The sequence below is a fragment of the Dactylosporangium sp. CS-047395 genome, assembly GCF_050942185.1.
Classification (GTDB): domain Bacteria; phylum Actinomycetota; class Actinomycetes; order Mycobacteriales; family Micromonosporaceae; genus Dactylosporangium.
This window is the reverse complement of sequence record NZ_CP192015.1, coordinates 3,281,541-3,297,962: the sequence shown is the minus strand read 5'-3', so window position 1 is coordinate 3,297,962 and position 16,422 is coordinate 3,281,541. Positions and strand designations below refer to the sequence as shown.

Genomic DNA, 16,422 nt, shown 5'->3' with positions numbered 1-16,422 from the left:
CAACTTCACCGTTCACCGCAGGGTGTCGAGGTCGAGGGCGCGCAGCCGGTCGGGGTCGGCCAGGACGTCGATCGCGATCGTCCGTTGCCACCATGACGCAGCCGGGGTCCCGAAATCGACGACTTCACCGTTCACCGCAGGGTGTCGAGGTCGAGGGCGCGCAGCCGGTCGGGGTCGGCCAGGACGTCGATCGCGACGATGCGGCCCGCGGTCACGGTGAAGGCCATCACGAACAGCGGCCGGTCCGGGCTCGCCGCCACCACGACGCCGGCCGCGCCGTTGATCAGGGCCGGGTAGACGAACGGGGAGAGCCGCGACGACGCCAGGGCCTGGGTGGCCACCTGCTCCGGGCCGTGCAGCGTGAACGTGAGGCGCGGCCGGGTCGGGCCGCCGTCCGAGCGCAGGATGATGTCCGGGTCGAGCACCGCGACGAGCGCGGCGAAGTCGCCGTCGCGCGACGCGGCGAAGAACGCGTCCACGACCGCGCGCTGGCGGCTGACGTCCGGGTCGGGGACGGTCGGCCGGCCCTGCACCCGGCGCCGGGCGCGGCTGGCGAGCTGGCGGGTGGCGGCGGGTGAGCGTTCCAGCATCGGCGCGATGTCGTCGAACGGGACGGCGAACATGTCGTGCAGTACAAATGCCAGACGCTCGGCCGGGGTGAGCGTCTCGAGCACCACGAGCAACGCCAGCCCCACCGAGTCGGCGAGCAGCGCCTCGTGCTCGGGATCGACCCCGGCCGCCGGGCTGACGATCGGGTCGGGCACGTGCACGTCGAGCGGGTCCTCGCGGCGCTGGGTGCGCGCGCGGAGCTGGTTCAGGCAGACCCGCGCCACGATCGTGGTGAGCCAGGCGGCGAGGTTGTCCACGCCCTCGGCCCCGGCGCGGCTCACCCGAATCCAGGCGTCCTGGACGGCGTCGTCGGCCTCGGCGGCCGAGCCGAGCATCCGGAACGCCACCGCCCGCAGCCGCGCCCGGTGCGCCTCGAACTGCTCGGCCAGCCCTTCGCGCTCGTCCACGCCAGGTCCCCTCTCGACGGTCGATCCTCCTCCGGGAGCGCTGCTCAGTATTGCCCGAGCTCCCAGGGAAAGAGCAGCTCGCCGCCGTCCGGAGCGGCCAGGTCGAGCTCGCTGCCGTAGGAGAGGCCCCGTCGGGGCGGGCGGGCCTTCGCCGGCTCGCCGAGCTGGCGGGCGACCTCGGCCAGCACGATGCCGGTGACGAGGCGGTAGCGGCCCGGCACGCCCGGCACGTCGACCCGGGCCCACTCCACCGCGCGCGACGGCGGCGGCTCCCAGCCCTCGTCCGGGATGACGACGAGCGTTCCGGTGCCGGTGAGGTCCGTCCGGTGTACCGGCGGGCCGTCGGAGGTGGGGGAGCAGACGACGATCCGGGAGTACACCGGATCGGGTCCTTCGCTCGGAAACACGCGCAGCGGGTTGCGGTGACTGCGGGCCGCCGCGCGGGACTCGGCGCGCAGGGGCCGGGGTGTGCCGAACCACACCTTGTCACGATCCTCGACGGCCACCGCCGACCAGCCGAACGCGGCCGCGGAGCGCAGCGAACTGCCCGCCTCGACGTGGTCGCGCGGTGCGGCGAGCAGCACGCCGGGCCGCGACGACCGGCGCGCGGGACGCCGGCCCGTGGCTCCGCCCAGATAGTAGAGCGCGACGGCGGCCGCGGTGGCCACGTTGAGCGTGTTGACCCCGCGCCCGGGCATCGGAATCTGCACCGTGTGCGCGGCGGCGCGCAACAGGTCCGGCCGAATGCCCCGGCGCTCGTTGCCGACCACAATGGACGCTCCATCGTGGACCCGGCGGATGTTGTACACCGATTCGGCGCCCGGAGCGTTGTCGACCGCGACGATCGGCGTGGCGAGCAGCCCGGCGGTGTCCACCGTGGACAGCCCGGGCAGGTGCGACGCGAGGTCGCGGCTGTCGCGGAACCGGCACGGCACGGCGAACATCTCGGCGGCCTCCGTGAGGGCCGTGGCGTTCGCCGGGTTCTCGATCCCGTCGCCGACGAGGCTCACCATGGCGCCACCGCGACGGCCGCCCGGGCCCGGGCCGCGAACGCGTCCGCACGCCGCTCGTGGTCGGCGGTGCGCATGGTCGGCGTCCGGTGCTTGTTGGCCGAATGCTGGATCGTGTGGTGGCCGATCTCGTGCATGAGACCGTCGAAGAGCACGAAATCGCGCAACGTCCCGCGCGGCCAGTCCACGCGCGTGGTCGTGCTGCCCGGTTCGACGATCGCACCGGCGCGCTCCAGCCGGAGCAGGGCGGACCGCCGCAGCCGCCCGGCCAGGTACCACGGCGGGGTGCGCTGTTCGAACAGCAGGATGACGCCCGGCACGCGCAGCGCGGCCAGCGCGGTGCCGATACCTTGGCGCAGCTCGATGCGGCGCAGACCGTAGGTCGCGGCCGGGCCGAACGCCTCGAGCAACTCGGCGATGTCGGCGGGGGACGCCGGATGCACGAAGCCCGGCCGGGCCGGCCGCACCCGGATCGGCACGGCGTGCGGACGGCGGGCGGCGCGCAGGTGGTAGGGGTCGGTGTGCAACGTACGACTCAAGAGGCCATCACACGCTTGTTGATAGCAGTGATCACCGCGGGGGAGCAAGGCATATATGAATCCCCTGTCGGGGTATAAGTCCGAAATGTCGGGCCGCGAGGCGTCCGACATTCTGTTCAGGTCCACGTTGGACGCAGCCACATCGAGGACGCCTGGGCGACCGGTGAGCTCCGTGCCCGCCGCCGCGGACGGCGGGCACCCCGACCTGCAGACAGCTGCCGGCAGTGCCTGGCCTGGGGCTGCCACGGCGGCCAGTGCCGCGCCTGCGAGTATCTGGCCGAGCGACGGTCACGCTGGCCGAACACCGGCAACCCGCACCTGCTCATCACCCTCCGCACCGCGCACGACCACGAACCGGTCAGCGACTACTGGCTCACCACCCTCGTCCGCGACCTGCCCATCACGCTCGCCAAACTGCGTGAAGACCGGCTCGTCGACGAAGCCGTCGCCACCGGCGCAGATCCGCTGCACATCGCGACCATGTTCGGCCTCAGCGCCCGAACCGGTCTCCGCTACGCCACCGCGGCGACCAGCGCCGCCGAACCGTCCGCGTTGTCGGCGTACGACCTGTAGTGCAGGGCCGCATACGCCACCGAGTACACAGCGGCCGTCCCCTTGCCGGCTTCCCCTCATGGCCGATGAGTGGATACGCACGCGCCGGTGTGATCGATCGAGTCGAGAGCACGTAGAGGAGATTGCTGAGTGCGCCATCTACTGCGTGGAGCGACAGACGGTACGGCTCGGCCTTTCATACTCAGATTGCCGCGGATCATATTTGCAGAGTCGTCAACCGTCGGTCGATCCAGCCGGAACATCCAATTCCACCGCCCACTCTTCGGCGCAGATAATCTAGGTACATAGTAGTATTTCGAGGAGGTTGACCTATGGCCTGGCGCCCGTTCTGCCGAGTCTGCTTCAAGTTCCTTCCGGGCGACGCAATCAGTGACTTCAAGTCGCCGTCCGGCCAGATTGGTTGCTGCCCGGTGTGCGGCACGCATCTGGAAATGAAGGACGAGAACAACCCGCCGAGCCGTTAGTGTTCCCTGCGCCTATGCCATGCGACGCCTTCCCGCAGCGTTCGGGTTCGCGGGCATAGGCTTGGATCATTGGCGGGCGCGGCGCATCGTTATCGAGCAACGAGAGCGGGCTGTGCTGGCGTCAATTTTGCCGGTGCAGCCCGCGGGTGGCGGGCCGAGAGGAAAGCTTACTCATCAGCATCCGCGATCGCACGGTCCATGCTTTGTTCGATTTGAGCACCAAGCTCATCATCGGTAAGATCTGGTTTGATAATGCTCAGAAGCATACGTGCAGATCCAATGAAGGCCGGCGCCACTGTGATGTCTCCAAGCACACTCACCGCAAGCGCAATGATCTTTCGATACAACAATTCCAGATCGTCCCGTAGGTCGTCCAAGGATGACCCTCGAGCGATCTCCCCCAGCTTTCGATCCACGAAGCTGCGGGCGTCCGCCGCTCGGCCGTCTCCGGCATCCCGCGCCTGCTCCGATAGAGTCCGAAGGACGTCACGCAGCACCTGAACGTTCCGCCACAGAATATCGTGCGGTTCCTGACTCTGTTCCGGATGGGACACCATGATCCTCCTTGGCCTTGCCCGGACTGCAACAGGCCCGACAAACAGGATTCGCCTGGTGCGTCGGCGTACACATCGTGCTGCTGGCGCGCGCTTTGTGTCGTTTCGATGGCCGCTCGTCGCCACTCGGTCAATGTTCGAGGCCGACTCGGCTTAAGCAATCCGAGACACTTGTCAGTAATCCAGCGGATGTTCATAACCGTGACTCCTGTGATCACGTTACCGCTCATGGCCACGATCCGAGCGGTCGCTCACGTCCGCTGAGAGCTCATCGTGAGGAAAAGACGTACCTCATCAGGGCGGCCGGCGTAACGTCGCCCCGGGCCTCTGCACATTGGCGCACCTGGCTCTGCACAGGAGCCCGTACGCCGACACGCGTCCGAACTCACGCACCGGCCAAGCCCCGAATGAGCACCCAGCACCTGAGTTCTACATCTGCAGCCATCAGTATTCGTGAACTCACGGAGGATCGGCTTCGACCCGTCCTACTGCCTGCCCGGCGTCGAAGGCGCCCAGGTGAAAGGCGGCGTCGAGGGCGAGGTCGGCCGGCTCCGCCGCGCCCACCTCACCTCGGTCCCGGTCGTCGCCGACCTGGCCGAGCTCAACGCGGTCATCGACCAAGTCGACGCGGCGGAGAACGCCCGCCAGATCACCGGCAGGACGACCACGGTCGGGTAGGACTTCCTGACCGAGCGGCCGCTGCTGCGCCCGCTGCCCAGCGACGCGTTCGAGACCGGGCTGTGGCTCACGCCGCGGGTCGACCGGTTCGGCCGGGTCACGGTCCGCTGCTGCCACTACTCGGTCCCGGCCCGGCTGATCGGCCGGCAGGTCCGGGTGCTGCTGCGCGCGTCCGAGGTGGTCGTCCTGGACGGCCAGCGGGGAGTCGCCCGGCATCCACGCGCGGTCGCGGAAGGCTCCGTTTTGGATCACTACCTAAAGGTGTTCACCCGCAAGCCCGGCGCCAGCAGGTACCCCACCGACCGCAGCTGTCCTGGCCGCCGTCCCACGGCTGCGGCGCTCGAGTGGTCAGCCTCACCGAACGGCGCCTGGCCGACCCCGCCGCGGTGATCGGCGGCCTCCCACCGGACCCGCAGCCGCTGCCCAGCGTCGCGCAATACTCACCAAGACCTTCGCACGCTACGTCCGCGTCGACCTGCTCTGCATCGACGAGCTCGGCTACATGGACTCGACAAAACGCGGCGCCGAACTGCTCTTCCAGGTCCTCACCGAACGCGAGGAGAAAGCCTCCGTCGCGATCGCGTCCAACGACGCGTTCTCCGGCTTGACCAAGACCTTCACCGACCCCCGGCTCTGCGCCGCGATCGTCGACCGGCTCACCTTCGGCGGCACCCGAACCACCGTCGTCGAACAGGCCCAACCTCGGGACTGAGGCCCGGCGCCATCCCGGCCGGTGATCACAGCATGAACGACGTACCCGGTGACCTCACCGCTCCCCGCCCGGCAGAACGCGCCAGGCTCAACGCTGCGCTCGCCGCGACCGGCAAGGAGACCGGCTTCTGGAACGATGATGGCCAGCCCGCTCGCTGGCCCGACGACATCGACCACTGGCAACCCGAAACCGGCGAACCCGCTACCCGGCACCCGGGAGAACAACCCTTCTAGCTCACACACTCCGCCTCGATAGGTCTGACCCACGACCGCTAGTACGGTCCGTCGCGTGCTCATTCGGGGAAGGCGGCCGACGCCCTCAGACGCTCGACGAAAGCATCGAAGTCCGGCGCAAGCGGAAGTTCGTGGTTCATCTCATTGTCGATCCACACGACCGCCGGCTCGCCTCCAGATCCGCATGCCCGGTAATCGAGGGCGATCCAAGAGTGCCCCGCACCGCTGAGCAGGACCACCGGTGACGGAAGCTCCCACTCCTGCACCAGATACGGGGTGTCGAGCAGCGTCATGGTCTCGGCTCGTCCGCCTGGCCCGATCCCATAAAGGTGCTCGAAGGGGACGTGATCGGCTGCATGGAAATTCGTCTCCGCGGGGCACGCATCCCAGGAATCGGCGACGACACCGCCGTTCTGAAGCCGAAGCAGGCGGAGAAGATCAGGCGGCAGCGTGACCTTGAGTTTTCGCTCCGCGTCGAAAACCAGCTCGTCCGTCAACGGCGGCAGCTGAAGATGCTCACTGCCCGGCTGCCAGAAGCTGGCCGCAACATGGTCGAACGACGCCACGCCGATCATGATCTCATGCGTCACGAGTCGAGGTCGCCGATGTCAGTCAGCCCGGGCTATCCACTGATAGCACCCCGGCAGCAACCCCGGGTGGGTCAGAATGCCCCGTCACACGCGTCGCTGCCCATCTGTTCACCACCGAGCAACGCGTTGCCGCATCGCATCGTCCGATGGCACCTGGTGGGGCCGCCTACCACGGCCCCGATGGGGCCACTCATGACCGTCACAGTCAGACATTCACAGCCCGAGTTCGTCGCACAACGTCTCGTACCGCTCGAGCCGCTCCGGTGTGTGCCGGTGACGTCCCAGCCCGACCTCGTCGAATGCGTCGGTGGAGCCGGCGCCCCGGACCCCGAGCGCACGCAGTGCGTCGTTGATGGTGTGCACGGCGGGGTCGCGGCGGCCGGAAGCGTCGTAGAGGCAGGCCCACTGGTCCCCGACGCCGCCGAAGTAGTCGGTCTGGATCAGGGCGAACGGCCCCGCAGCGAGCGCCGCGGCCAGGTCGAGGAGCACGGCCTCGGTCGGGAAGATCGGCGGTACCGTCGCGGGCACGTCCAAATCGCCGGAGCGCCTGCGGCGAAACTGCCACACGGCGGCGTAGTAGTGCGTGACGTGGACGAGCGAGATGCCCTGCGCCAGCGGCACGACCTCGACGTCCCACTCCCGCGCGGCGTCCTCGTCGACCGGGCCCCGCAGCAGCAGCGCCGTGATGGAGTGCCCCATGAGCATCAGGCTAGTGAGCGGGTCCAGAGCCGGTTGAGCCAGCGCAGCACTTCGTTGGCGTGGGTCGACGGCGCCGGGATGGGATGGAAGACGTGCTCGATCACGTCGTCGCAGACGACCAGGGTGAGCCGGCGGTAGAGGGTCATCTCGCCGGCCGTGAACGTGGGCAGGCCGAGCGCGGCGGCGAGCGTGAGGCGCGGGTCGGGGATCAGCGGGTACGGCAGCCGCAGCCGGTGCGCGAGTTCCCGCTGGTAGCCGGCGGACTGCGCGGACAGGCCGTAGACCCGCGCGGCTCCGGCGCCGAGGAGTTCCCCGTGGTGGTCCCGGAACCAGCGGGCCTGTTCGGTGCCGCCGCGCGCGCCCGGTATCTCGAGCAGGCCGTCGGGCAGGTCGACGCCGGGGCGGCCGGTTAGCGGGTACACGAACAGGATCGTCCGCCCTGGGCCGAGCCGGCCGAGGTTCACCACCTCGCCGTTGGTCGCGAAGATCTCCTCGTCGGGCAGGGCGCGGCCGACGAGCGACGCCGGCTCCACGGCGTGCCCGGAGATGTCGGGGTTTCCGGTGACGTTCACCAGCGCGAGGCGAGCCTCGAGCGCGTCCCGCTGGGCGGTCAGCTGGCCGATGCGTGACTGCAGACCCACAATAGCGCTACGGTACGTCACCAAGGCCGCCGCGCACACGTCCGACTCGTCGGCCCCGGCGGCCAGGCTCTCCACGAAGGGCCGGGTCTCCTCGACGGTCAGCCCGAGCGCGGTCAGCTCGCGGATCTGCACGACGAGCCGTTCGGCGATCGGGTCGTACTCGCGGTACCCGTTGGCCATCCGGCGCGGCACGACCAGGCCGAGCGACTCGTAGTACCGCAGCGCCCGGATCGTGCTCCCCGAGCGCCGCGCCAGCTCCCCCACGCGCATGCCCGCCACGATAAACCCGAACCCTGGGGTGCGGGTCAAGGTGAGCGTCATCGCGTCGCGCCGAGCGCCCCTGAGCTGCCAGGATTCAGCCTCATGACAGTCATCGAAGCAGTGGCCGCACGGCAGATCCTCGACAGCCGCGGCAACCCGACGGTCGAGGTCGACGTCCGCCTCGCCGACGGTTCGCTCGGCCGGGCCGCGGTGCCCTCGGGCGCGTCGACCGGCGCCGCCGAGGCGATCGAACTGCGCGACGGCGACCCGAAACGCTTCCACGGCAAGGGCGTCGCCACGGCGGTCGCCAACGCCACCGGACCGCTCGCCGACGCCGTGCGGGGCCTCGACGCCGAGGATCAGGCCGCGGTCGATGCCGCGCTCATCGATTGCGATGGTACCCCCAACAAGTCCCGCCTCGGCGCCAACGCGATCCTCGGCATCTCCCTGGCGACGGCGAAGGCGGCCGCGGCGGCGAAGGGCGTGCCGCTGTACCGGTTCCTGCGCCGCGACACCGAACCGCGCCTCCCCCGGCCGATGATCAACATCGTGAACGGCGGCGCGCACGCCGACAACCCGCTGGACTTCCAGGAGTTCATGATCAGCCCGGTCGGCGCGCCGACGTTCTTCGAGGCCGTGCGGATGGGCTCGGAGATCTTCCACACCCTGCGCCGCTCGCTGGCCGCCGCCGGCCACAACACCAACGTCGGCGACGAGGGCGGCTTCGCCCCGCAGTTCACCACGGCCGACGAGGCGCTCACGTTCGTCCTCGAGGCGATCACGGCGAGCGGCTACGAGCCCGGCACCGACGTCGCCATCTGCCTCGACCCGGCGGCGTCGGAGTTCTTCAAGGGCGGCGCCTACGACTACGCCGGCGAGGGCGTCAGCCGCTCCGTCGAGGAGCACGTCGCCTACCTGTCCGGCCTGCTGCGCCGGTACCCCATCGTCTCCATCGAGGACCCGATGGCCCAGGACGACCTCGCCGGCTGGAAACTCCTGACCGACCGCGAGGGCGCGACCACCCAACTGGTCGGCGACGACGTCTTCTGCACCGACGCGGCGCGCCTGCGGGCGGGCATCGACGACGGCTACGCCAACGCCATCCTGATCAAGGTCAACCAGGTCGGCACCCTGACCGAAACACTGTCCACGGTGGACACCGCCCGGCGGGCCGGCTACCGCGTGGTCATGTCCCACCGCTCCGGCGAGACCGAGGACACCACGATCGCCGACCTGGCCGTGGCCACGGGGTGCGGCCAGATCAAGACCGGCTCGGTGTCCCGCTCGGACCGCACCGCGAAGTACAACCGTCTGATCCGCATCGAGGAGGAGCTCAACCTTCCGTTCGGCCGGATCTGAGCTCCCAGTCGAGGTACCAGACGCGGGCCACACCGTCGAGGTCGCCCGACAGCGCATACCAGTCACCGGCCCCGGTCGCCACCGCCTGCACCTCACCCCGGTGCCCCGGAAGGGTGGCGACCGGCTGGCCGTCCACTGTGGAGTACAATCGGAGTTTGGTGTCGGTGCCGGCCGCGATCACGAACCGTCCGTCGCCGGTGACTGACACCGCGTTGACACCTTGGGTGAGTAGGGTGGAGGGAAGGACGGCGGCGGTGGGACCCCAGCGGCGGAGGGTCCGGTCGTGGCCGGCCGACACGAGGAAGCCGGATCCGAAGGCGGCGGACGTGATGGCGCCCTCGTGGCCGCGGTACACGTTGACGGGCTCCCCGGACGGCATGGACCACAGGCGGAGCGTCCGGTCGTAGCCGCCGCTGAGGGCTTGGCGGCCGTCGGGGCTGAACGCGACCGTCTTGATGCCGTCGGTGTGCCCGGCGAGCTCGGCCACGATCCGGGCGGTGGCCACGTCGACCAGGACGAGGCGGCCGCGGGCGGTGCCGGCGAGGGCTTGGCGCCCGTCAGGGCTGAGCGCTACGGCCCAGACGGCGTGGCCGAGCCCGGCGAGCACGCCAACGCACTCGGCGCCGGTCTCGCGCGCGCCGGACTCACGCGCGCCGGACTCACGCGCGCCGGACTCACGCGCGCCGGACTCGTGGGCGCTGGTGTCGGGCCTGGCGGGGTCGGCCGTCGACCGGGGTGTGGCGTCCTTGGCTGCCGGGTCGTGGGGCTCGGCCAGTCGCCAGACGCGCAGGGTGCCGTCCTGGCCGCCGGTGAGGACGGTCGTGGAGGCGTGCACGGCGACAGCGTGGACCCGGCCCTCATGGCCGTGCAGCACGTGGTCGCCGCTGTCGGACCACACCCGGGCCGTGCCGTCGAGGCCGGCGGTGACCGCGCAGTGCTCGTCGAGGGCCACGCCGACGATGGGCGCGGTGTGGCCGGTGAGCGTCCGCACCGTCCAGGCCGCGCGCAGGCTGCCGCGTGGGAGCGAGCCGAGCGTTCGCCAGGCGGCGAGGACGCGTGCGTTGCGTTCGTAGCCGGGAACGGCTCGCGCCGCTTCGAGCGTGGCCGGGCGATCCGCGTCCGGCCGCCCGGCCGCGGCCAGGAGATCCTCGAACCGGTTGGCCCGCGCCGCCAACACCCCGGCCGGGTGCTGTGGGCTGGGCTGAAGCGACGCGCGGTACAACCCGGGCAACTGCCATCGGCGTTCGATCCCGGTCACGGCGCCCGTTCGCGCCGTCGTCCCGTCCGCCGAGATCCAGGCGGCCGCGACCTGGCCGCCCGCCGGGAACGTCCGCAGGCACCGTCCGGCAACCTCGGCTCCGTCGGCGATCGGGGCGAGCTCCCAGTACCTGCCGGTCCCGTCGTACCCGCCGCTGAGCAGATGCCGCCCGTCCGGTGCGACAACCATGCTACGCACCCCGCGCCGGTGGCCGCGCAACGAGTGCACGACTTGTCCACTGTGGACGTCCCTGAGATGGATCGCCTCGGAGTCGGCGCTGATCGCGTAGCGGCCGTCGGGGGTGAAGGCGGCGGCGCCCGGCGGGCGGGTCGACGGCCAGTGGTGCAGGAGGTCGCCGGTGGTGACGTTCCACAGGCGGAAGCCGTCGAACGAACCGGCCAGCGCCAGGCCCGCCGCGGACAGGGCCACGCACTGGACCCAGTCGTCCTGCCGGAGGGCGGTTACCGGTTCACCCGCCGGGAGACGCCACAGCCGGAGCGTACGGTCGTAGCCGCCCGACAGCAGCAGGTGACCGTCGGGGCTCACGGCGAGGGCCATGACGTCGCGGTCGTGCCCGTCGAGGACGCCGCACGGTTCGCCGGTCTCCAGGTCCCACAGCCGGATGCGCGAATCGCGGCCCGCGGCGATGACGAGGTGGCCATCCGGGTGTACCGCGGCGGCCCGGATCTCGCCCTCCGCGCCGATCAGCTCCCGCTCCAACACACCGTCCCGCCACACCCGCAGCACCCGGTCGCGGTGGCCCGAGACGAGCAGGCGGCCGTCGGCGGAGTACGCGAGGGCCAGGTCCGGCAGGTCCCGGTTGGACCGTAGCGGTGGCAGCCACGGGCAGTGCGCCTCCCCGAGCAGCGCCGCATCCACCACGCCGTCGGGTGGGGGCACGCCGCGGCTCCGGGCCGCGGGCAGGTCGCCGCGCTCCAGGTGGACCCGGCCGAGCAGCTCGCCCGGTTCGGACCGGTCCGGCTGTTCGCAGCGGATGGCGTCGAGCTCATCGACCAGTGCGGCGTCGGTCGTCAGCCCGGACCGCCAGCGCAGGAGCCCGGCGTTGTACGCGGCCGCCGGGTGCCGGGGGTCCGCCTCCAGCGCCATCGCGAACGTGGCCGCGGCGTCGGTGGTCAGGCCCGCGGCCAACTGCTCCAGCGCCCGGTTGTTGAGCTCGTCGGCCGGCATCGGGCCAGTCTGCCATCCAGCCGCGGCCGATGCGGCGGAGCACGGCACAGGGCCTAAGCTCGCCGGTGTGGGGATGTCGGCGTCCGAGGATCAGAACCGGCGGCTGCTGCGGGCCCGGGACGCGATGGACCGGGACTATGCGCAGCGGCTCGATCTGCCCGCGCTGGCCAGGCTGGCGCTCATGTCGGAGGGGCACCTCAGCCGGACGTTCCGGGCCACGTTCGGCGAGACGCCGCACCGGTACCTGCAGCGGCGGCGGATCGAGCGGGCCATGGCGCTGTTGCGCGATCCGGCCAGCAGTGTCACCGACGTCGGGCTGCGGGTCGGGTTCGACAGTCTCGGGGCGTTCAGCCGGGCGTTCCGGGCCGTCGTGGGGGTGGCGCCGTCGCAGTACCGGGAGCGGGGGCTCGTCGCGCGGGTGCCGGTGTGCTTCGCGAAGGCGTGGCTGCGACCGGTCAGTTTTGGCGAAGCGGGCGAGAGCGTGCCGACCGTACGGTGAAGGGCATGTTCAACGCGATCACGATCACCACGGTGTGGGTGCTGGACCAGGACGAGGCCCTCGACTTCTACGTCGGCAAGCTGGGATTTCAGGTCGACGAGGACGTCGATCTGGGCTTCATGCGGTGGCTGACCATCGTGCTGCCCTCCGACCCCGGGCGCAACCTGCTGCTCGAGGTGCCGGGGCCGCCGGCCATGAGCGAGGAGACGGCGGCGCAGCTGCGCGATCTGCTCACCAAGGGTGCGCTCGGCACGGCCGCCATTCTGACCACCGACGACTGCCAGGCCGTGCACGACAAGCTCAAGGCGAGCGGGGTCGAGTTCACGCAGGGGGTCGAGCAGCAGCCGTACGGGCTCGACTGCGCGTTCCGCGATCCGTTCGGCAACCAGGTTCGGGTGACGCAACCCGTCAAGGGACCGATCGAGATCACCGAGGCCGACATCGCGCGCTGGGGCGGGAAGGCCTGACGGACTGAGGGTGACCACCGGGAGTCGAACCCGGACCTTCAGCTTCACATGCTGATGTGCACAGTCCCGTACACCATGGCCACCGTGTCCGCGCCAGGGTTCGAACCTGGGGCCTCCGCTGTGTGAAAGCGGCGCTCGTTCCGGCTGAGCTACGCGGACCTTGCACTTGCGCGCCCCGAGCAGGAATCGAACCTGCGACACACGGCTTCGTAAACCGCTGCTCTCTCCGCTGAGCTACCAGGGCAAGTCCCGTCGGCTGGAGTCGAACCAGCTGTCTCCTCGTTATCAGCGAGGCGCCTCTACCACGCAGGCCGCGACGGGGGGAAGGGGAAAGGGGGAAAGCCGAAGGCCGGAGTCGAACCGGCGGCCTCTGTCGTACCAGGACAGCGCTCTGACCGAACTGAGCTACATCGGCATCGTCGGAAACCGGGGAGTCGAACCCCGCACTTCCTGGTCCCAGGCCAGGTCCGGTCACCGCGCCGGTCGTTTCCGAGGAATGCAAAAAGAATGGGCCGCAATTGGGCAAGAAAAAACCGCCCGGGTCCCTGTCGAAAGGGGCGGGCGGCCGAGGTCACGGCAGGCTGCCTACCCTCGCCACCGGCCCACAGGACGGCGCACCGGAATGATATGCGGTCGGGGAACGCGTCGGGTGGTGGTCATCGCAGCTCTCCTCCTTCATATCTTCCGGTGTCGTTCGATGTGGACAACAATACGCGGCGAATGGCGGCCCGGCAATGGATTAAAACAGCGGATGCAACAGTGGGGGGCGCCCGCGCGTGCAGTTGGATGACGGTACACACGGCGGCGGGAGGGTCCGAGTGGACTTCGACGACTATGTGCGCACGCGTGGGCCGGCGCTGGTGCGGCTCGGGCGGCTGCTGACCGGGGACCGCCATCAGGGCGAGGACCTCGTCCAGGACGTGCTGGCCCGGGCGTTCGTGCGGTGGGAGCGCATCGCGGCGGACGGGCAGCCGGACGCGTACCTGCGCCGGGCCCTCGTCAACGCGTCCATCTCGCGGTGGCGGCGGCCGAGCGCGCGGGAGGTGGCGGTCGCGGCGCCGGAGGACTCGCCCGACCCGGTGGATCTGGGCGCCGCGGCGGCGGAGCGGGACGCGGTCTGGCGGCTCATCCGCGGGCTGCCGGCCAAGCAGCGCGCGGCGGTGGTGCTGCGCTACTACGAGGATCTCGACGATGCCGCCATCGCGGCGTTGCTGAACTGTTCGCAGCCGACGGTCCGCAGTCAGGTGAAGCGCGCGCTGGACACGCTGCGCGCCCGGATCGAGCCGGATCGGGCACTGAACGGAGGCCGGGCATGAACGACCTGGACGAGCTGGTCCGCACCAGCCTCGCGGGGGCGGCGGACGACGACGTGCACGTGGAGAAGTTGCTGGCGAGCGCCCGGGCGGGCGGGTTGCGGCGGCGGCGCCGGCGGGCCCTGGGCCAGGCGGCGGCGGTGGTCCTGACGGTGGTCGCGGTGGCCGTGGGCACGGCGACGGTCCTGCGCCCGCCGCCGGAGGAGCCGAACCCGGCGACGGGGTCCACACTGCCGACGGGGCGGATCGTTCCCGGCGCGCCTTCGCCGCTCGACGACCCGGGTGTGCTGGGGGCGGCGCCGCTGGTGCACCTGACGCTGACCGCATCCCCGTTCACGGCGGCGACGGTGCGGTACCTCACCGACTCCGACCGCCTGGTCGCGACCGGCACGGTTGCCACGCCGCCGGCGAGCGAGAGCATGACGCTGGAGAGCGCCGACGGTGACGTGCTCTACGTCGGGGTCGGCTCCGAGCCGCCGGACGATCGGCTGCCGACGCGCCAGACCGGAAAATCCACGCAGGTGCGCATCGGCGGGCGGGAGGGGACCCTCTTCCAGTACGACCAGGCGCCGCCGGACATCAAGGGCAGCCGTACCAAGGGGATCCGGTCCGTCCTGACGTGGCCGGTCAGCGACACCCTGACCGCGCGGATCAACACCTCGCTCGACGACCGGGCGAAGATCCTGGCGGCGGCGAACGGCCTGCGGTTCGACCGGGTGCACTCGTGCGGGCCGGCGTTCCGGTTGCCGTGGTCGCCGCCGAATCTGCAGCCCATCCGGTGCGAGCTGGAGTTCAAGGGCAACCAGGTCAGCCGCACCTACCTGCGGTTGTCGTCGGGCACGGTGGACGAGGCGCTGGACGTCAGCATGGACAACGCCGCGATCCCCAGCACGCAGCCCAGCGGCCTGCCCGAGCTCGCGACGGCGAACATCAACGGCCGGGCGACGTGGCTGACCGCGGACGATCGCCAGGCGCGGTTCACTTTCGGAGGTGCCTGGTTCTTCTTGTACGGAGCAAGTGCCGACATCACGCGCCAGGTCGCGGGCACTATCGAGCCGATCGGGTTCGATCCGCAGCAATGGCCGCTCTAGGCTCGGGTCATGAGGGAAACGGGGACGGCTGAGCAGTACCGCTTCTTCGCCACGGTGATGGCCCGGGGCTCGTCCCCGCTCTACGAGGAGCTGGCCCTGGGCGTCGCCGCGGACCCCGAGATGCTCGCGCTGCTCGACGGGCTGCCACCGGCCAAGCGGCAGCCCAACCTCCTGCTCGCGGCGGCGCGCCTGGTCGGCGGGGTTCCGTCGAGCTACGGCCAGCTCCGCGAAACGGTCTTCGGCCGGCGCGACGAGGTGGTGGCGGCGATGCTGGCCCGGCGCACGCAGACCAACGAGCCGGGGCGGTGCGCCGGGCTGTACCCCGCGCTCGCCTCATTGCCACAGCCCCTCGCGCTGCTGGAGGTCGGCGCCTCGGCGGGGTTGCTGCTGCTGGTGGAGCGGTACGGGTACGAGTACACGGGAACCGACCGGGTCACGCACGGCGGGGCCGGCGACGGTGCGCCGCTGTTGCGGAGCCGTGTCGACGGGCCGGCCCCGGACGTCACGCACGGCGGGGCCGGCGACGGTGCGCCGCTGTTGCGGTGCCGCGTCGACGGGCCGGCGCCCGACGTCACGCCCGGCGCGGTTCAGGTGGCCTGGCGGGCCGGGATCGACCTGAACCCGCTCGACGTCACCGACGACGAGGACGCCGAGTGGCTGCGCACGCTGGTCTGGCCCGAGCAGCAGGAGCGGCGGGCCCGGCTCGACGCGGCCATCGAGCTGGCCCGGCGCGACCCGCCGCGGGTGGTCGCCGGCGACCTCAACGACCGCCTCGACGCCCTCGCGGCCGAGGCCCCGGCCGACGCGACGCTGGTGGTGCTGCACACGGCGGTGCTGGACTACGTCCCGGAGCCGGGGCGCGGCGCGTTCGTGGAGAAGGTGCGCGGGCTGCGCGGGCACTGGCTGTCGCAGGAAGGCGCCGACGTGTTCCCGCACATCGCGGCCCGGCTGCGCGAACCGGCGCCGAAGGACGAGGCGGCTTATCTGGTGTCGCTGGACGAGCGGCCTCTCGCATTCACGGCGCTGCACGGGTCGTGGCTGCGGCCCATCGCCGAGACCGCGCTCCCCGACCCGGCGGAGGCGGCGGCACCCGGGAGGCCCATGGCTCGCTGACGCCGACCGCAACCCACGACACTGGCGCAGACGGCGGGAACCCGGGAGGCTCATGACTCACCGACACGGACCGCGACCCACGACCCGGCGCAGACGGCGGCAACCGGGAGGCCCATGACTCGCTGACGCCGACCGCGACCCACGACCCTGGCGCAGACGGCGGG

At 71.0% G+C, this 16,422-nt stretch carries 19 protein-coding genes, 5 tRNA genes and 1 pseudogene; 10 read left to right on the top strand and 15 right to left on the bottom strand.

Annotated elements, in window-relative coordinates; genetic code table 11:
* Nucleotides 1-12: 12 nt before the first annotated feature.
* The 6 genes from ACQP00_RS15490 to ACQP00_RS15465 form a co-directional block, all read right to left on the bottom strand.
* Nucleotides 13-135: a hypothetical protein gene (locus ACQP00_RS15490; protein WP_433219528.1), complete on the bottom strand. Its 123-nt coding sequence runs from the start codon at nt 133-135 to the stop codon at nt 13-15.
* Complete coding sequence (locus ACQP00_RS15485) at nt 132-1,016, bottom strand: sigma-70 family RNA polymerase sigma factor (RefSeq protein ID WP_433219526.1); 885 nt, start codon at nt 1,014-1,016, stop codon at nt 132-134. Before ACQP00_RS15485 ends, ACQP00_RS15490 begins: the two co-directional genes overlap by 4 nt.
* A 44-nt stretch (nt 1,017-1,060) precedes the next feature.
* Nucleotides 1,061-2,029: a TrmH family RNA methyltransferase gene (locus tag ACQP00_RS15480; RefSeq protein ID WP_433219524.1), complete on the bottom strand. Its 969-nt coding sequence runs from the start codon at nt 2,027-2,029 to the stop codon at nt 1,061-1,063.
* Nucleotides 2,023-2,565 (bottom strand): hypothetical protein, encoded by a 543-nt coding sequence (locus ACQP00_RS15475; RefSeq protein WP_433219523.1) that lies wholly within the window; start codon nt 2,563-2,565, stop codon nt 2,023-2,025. The genes ACQP00_RS15480 and ACQP00_RS15475 overlap by 7 nt, the downstream gene beginning before the upstream one ends.
* A gap of 288 nt (nt 2,566-2,853) precedes the next feature.
* Nucleotides 2,854-3,036, bottom strand: a complete 183-nt coding sequence (locus tag ACQP00_RS15470; protein WP_433219521.1) for a hypothetical protein — start codon at nt 3,034-3,036, stop codon at nt 2,854-2,856.
* 733 nt (nt 3,037-3,769) lie between these two features.
* The gene (locus tag ACQP00_RS15465; RefSeq protein ID WP_433219519.1) at nt 3,770-4,159 is read right to left on the bottom strand and encodes a hypothetical protein; all 390 of its coding nucleotides are present in this window, start codon (nt 4,157-4,159) and stop codon (nt 3,770-3,772) included.
* Between the two features lie 450 nt (nt 4,160-4,609).
* On the opposite strand from ACQP00_RS15465, the gene ACQP00_RS15460 reads away from it, so the two are divergent.
* The 4 genes and pseudogenes from ACQP00_RS15460 (at nt 4,610) to ACQP00_RS15445 (ending at nt 5,779) form a co-directional block, all read left to right on the top strand.
* Complete coding sequence (locus tag ACQP00_RS15460; protein ID WP_433219517.1) at nt 4,610-4,834, top strand: hypothetical protein; 225 nt, start codon at nt 4,610-4,612, stop codon at nt 4,832-4,834.
* Between the two features lie 6 nt (nt 4,835-4,840).
* Nucleotides 4,841-5,014 (top strand): annotated as a pseudogene (locus ACQP00_RS15455) (Mu transposase domain-containing protein); the annotation flags it as partial.
* A 256-nt stretch (nt 5,015-5,270) separates the two neighbouring features.
* The gene (locus tag ACQP00_RS15450) at nt 5,271-5,546 is read left to right on the top strand and encodes an ATP-binding protein (RefSeq protein ID WP_433223865.1); all 276 of its coding nucleotides are present in this window, start codon (nt 5,271-5,273) and stop codon (nt 5,544-5,546) included.
* 32 nt (nt 5,547-5,578) lie between these two features.
* Complete coding sequence (locus tag ACQP00_RS15445) at nt 5,579-5,779, top strand: hypothetical protein (RefSeq protein ID WP_433219515.1); 201 nt, start codon at nt 5,579-5,581, stop codon at nt 5,777-5,779.
* Between the two features lie 59 nt (nt 5,780-5,838).
* Here ACQP00_RS15445 and ACQP00_RS15440 read toward each other — a convergent pair whose 3' ends face one another.
* The 3 genes from ACQP00_RS15440 to ACQP00_RS15430 form a co-directional block, all read right to left on the bottom strand.
* Nucleotides 5,839-6,369, bottom strand: a complete 531-nt coding sequence (locus ACQP00_RS15440) for an SMI1/KNR4 family protein (RefSeq protein ID WP_433219513.1) — start codon at nt 6,367-6,369, stop codon at nt 5,839-5,841.
* A 213-nt stretch (nt 6,370-6,582) separates the two neighbouring features.
* The gene (locus ACQP00_RS15435; protein ID WP_433219511.1) at nt 6,583-7,068 is read right to left on the bottom strand and encodes a hypothetical protein; all 486 of its coding nucleotides are present in this window, start codon (nt 7,066-7,068) and stop codon (nt 6,583-6,585) included.
* 5 nt (nt 7,069-7,073) lie between these two features.
* Nucleotides 7,074-7,979 carry a MerR family transcriptional regulator gene (locus ACQP00_RS15430; RefSeq protein WP_433219509.1) on the bottom strand — a complete coding sequence of 302 codons (906 nt, stop codon included), beginning with the start codon at nt 7,977-7,979 and terminating at the stop codon, nt 7,074-7,076.
* 93 nt (nt 7,980-8,072) lie between these two features.
* Between ACQP00_RS15430 and eno the strand changes: the two genes are divergently transcribed.
* The gene (gene eno / locus ACQP00_RS15425; RefSeq protein WP_433219507.1) at nt 8,073-9,329 is read left to right on the top strand and encodes a phosphopyruvate hydratase; all 1,257 of its coding nucleotides are present in this window, start codon (nt 8,073-8,075) and stop codon (nt 9,327-9,329) included.
* On the opposite strand, the gene ACQP00_RS15420 is transcribed toward eno, so the two are convergent.
* Nucleotides 9,304-11,775 (bottom strand): hypothetical protein, encoded by a 2,472-nt coding sequence (locus tag ACQP00_RS15420; RefSeq protein ID WP_433219505.1) that lies wholly within the window; start codon nt 11,773-11,775, stop codon nt 9,304-9,306. The genes eno and ACQP00_RS15420 overlap by 26 nt on opposite strands.
* Before the next feature lie 73 nt (nt 11,776-11,848).
* Here ACQP00_RS15420 and ACQP00_RS15415 point away from each other — a divergent pair, with 73 nt between their 5' ends.
* Nucleotides 11,849-12,274 carry a helix-turn-helix transcriptional regulator gene (locus tag ACQP00_RS15415; protein WP_433223863.1) on the top strand — a complete coding sequence of 142 codons (426 nt, stop codon included), beginning with the start codon at nt 11,849-11,851 and terminating at the stop codon, nt 12,272-12,274.
* 5 nt (nt 12,275-12,279) lie between these two features.
* A complete protein-coding gene (locus ACQP00_RS15410) occupies nt 12,280-12,741 on the top strand; it encodes a VOC family protein (RefSeq protein ID WP_433219503.1) in 462 nt (153 codons plus the stop codon).
* A 9-nt stretch (nt 12,742-12,750) separates the two neighbouring features.
* Here the strand turns inward: ACQP00_RS15410 and ACQP00_RS15405 are convergent.
* The 5 genes from ACQP00_RS15405 to ACQP00_RS15385 form a co-directional block, all read right to left on the bottom strand.
* Nucleotides 12,751-12,824 (bottom strand) — tRNA-His (locus ACQP00_RS15405).
* A gap of 2 nt (nt 12,825-12,826) precedes the next feature.
* Nucleotides 12,827-12,900: transfer RNA gene (locus ACQP00_RS15400), tRNA-Val, on the bottom strand.
* A gap of 12 nt (nt 12,901-12,912) precedes the next feature.
* Nucleotides 12,913-12,985 (bottom strand) — tRNA-Arg (locus tag ACQP00_RS15395).
* Nucleotides 12,986-12,988: 3 nt separating this feature from the next.
* Nucleotides 12,989-13,062 (bottom strand) — tRNA-Ile (locus ACQP00_RS15390).
* A 19-nt stretch (nt 13,063-13,081) separates the two neighbouring features.
* A tRNA-Thr gene (locus tag ACQP00_RS15385) sits at nt 13,082-13,156 on the bottom strand.
* A gap of 403 nt (nt 13,157-13,559) precedes the next feature.
* Between ACQP00_RS15385 and ACQP00_RS15380 the strand changes: the two genes are divergently transcribed.
* The 3 genes from ACQP00_RS15380 to ACQP00_RS15370 are packed head-to-tail and all read left to right on the top strand — an operon-like array spanning nt 13,560 to nt 16,258.
* Entirely contained in the window at nt 13,560-14,057 is a 498-nt protein-coding gene (locus tag ACQP00_RS15380; RefSeq protein WP_433219501.1) for a SigE family RNA polymerase sigma factor, read from the top strand.
* Nucleotides 14,054-15,145, top strand: a complete 1,092-nt coding sequence (locus tag ACQP00_RS15375) for a hypothetical protein (RefSeq protein WP_433219499.1) — start codon at nt 14,054-14,056, stop codon at nt 15,143-15,145. Before ACQP00_RS15380 ends, ACQP00_RS15375 begins: the two co-directional genes overlap by 4 nt.
* Nucleotides 15,146-15,154: 9 nt before the next feature.
* Entirely contained in the window at nt 15,155-16,258 is a 1,104-nt protein-coding gene (locus ACQP00_RS15370; protein WP_433219497.1) for a DUF2332 domain-containing protein, read from the top strand.
* Nucleotides 16,259-16,422 lie beyond the last annotated feature (164 nt).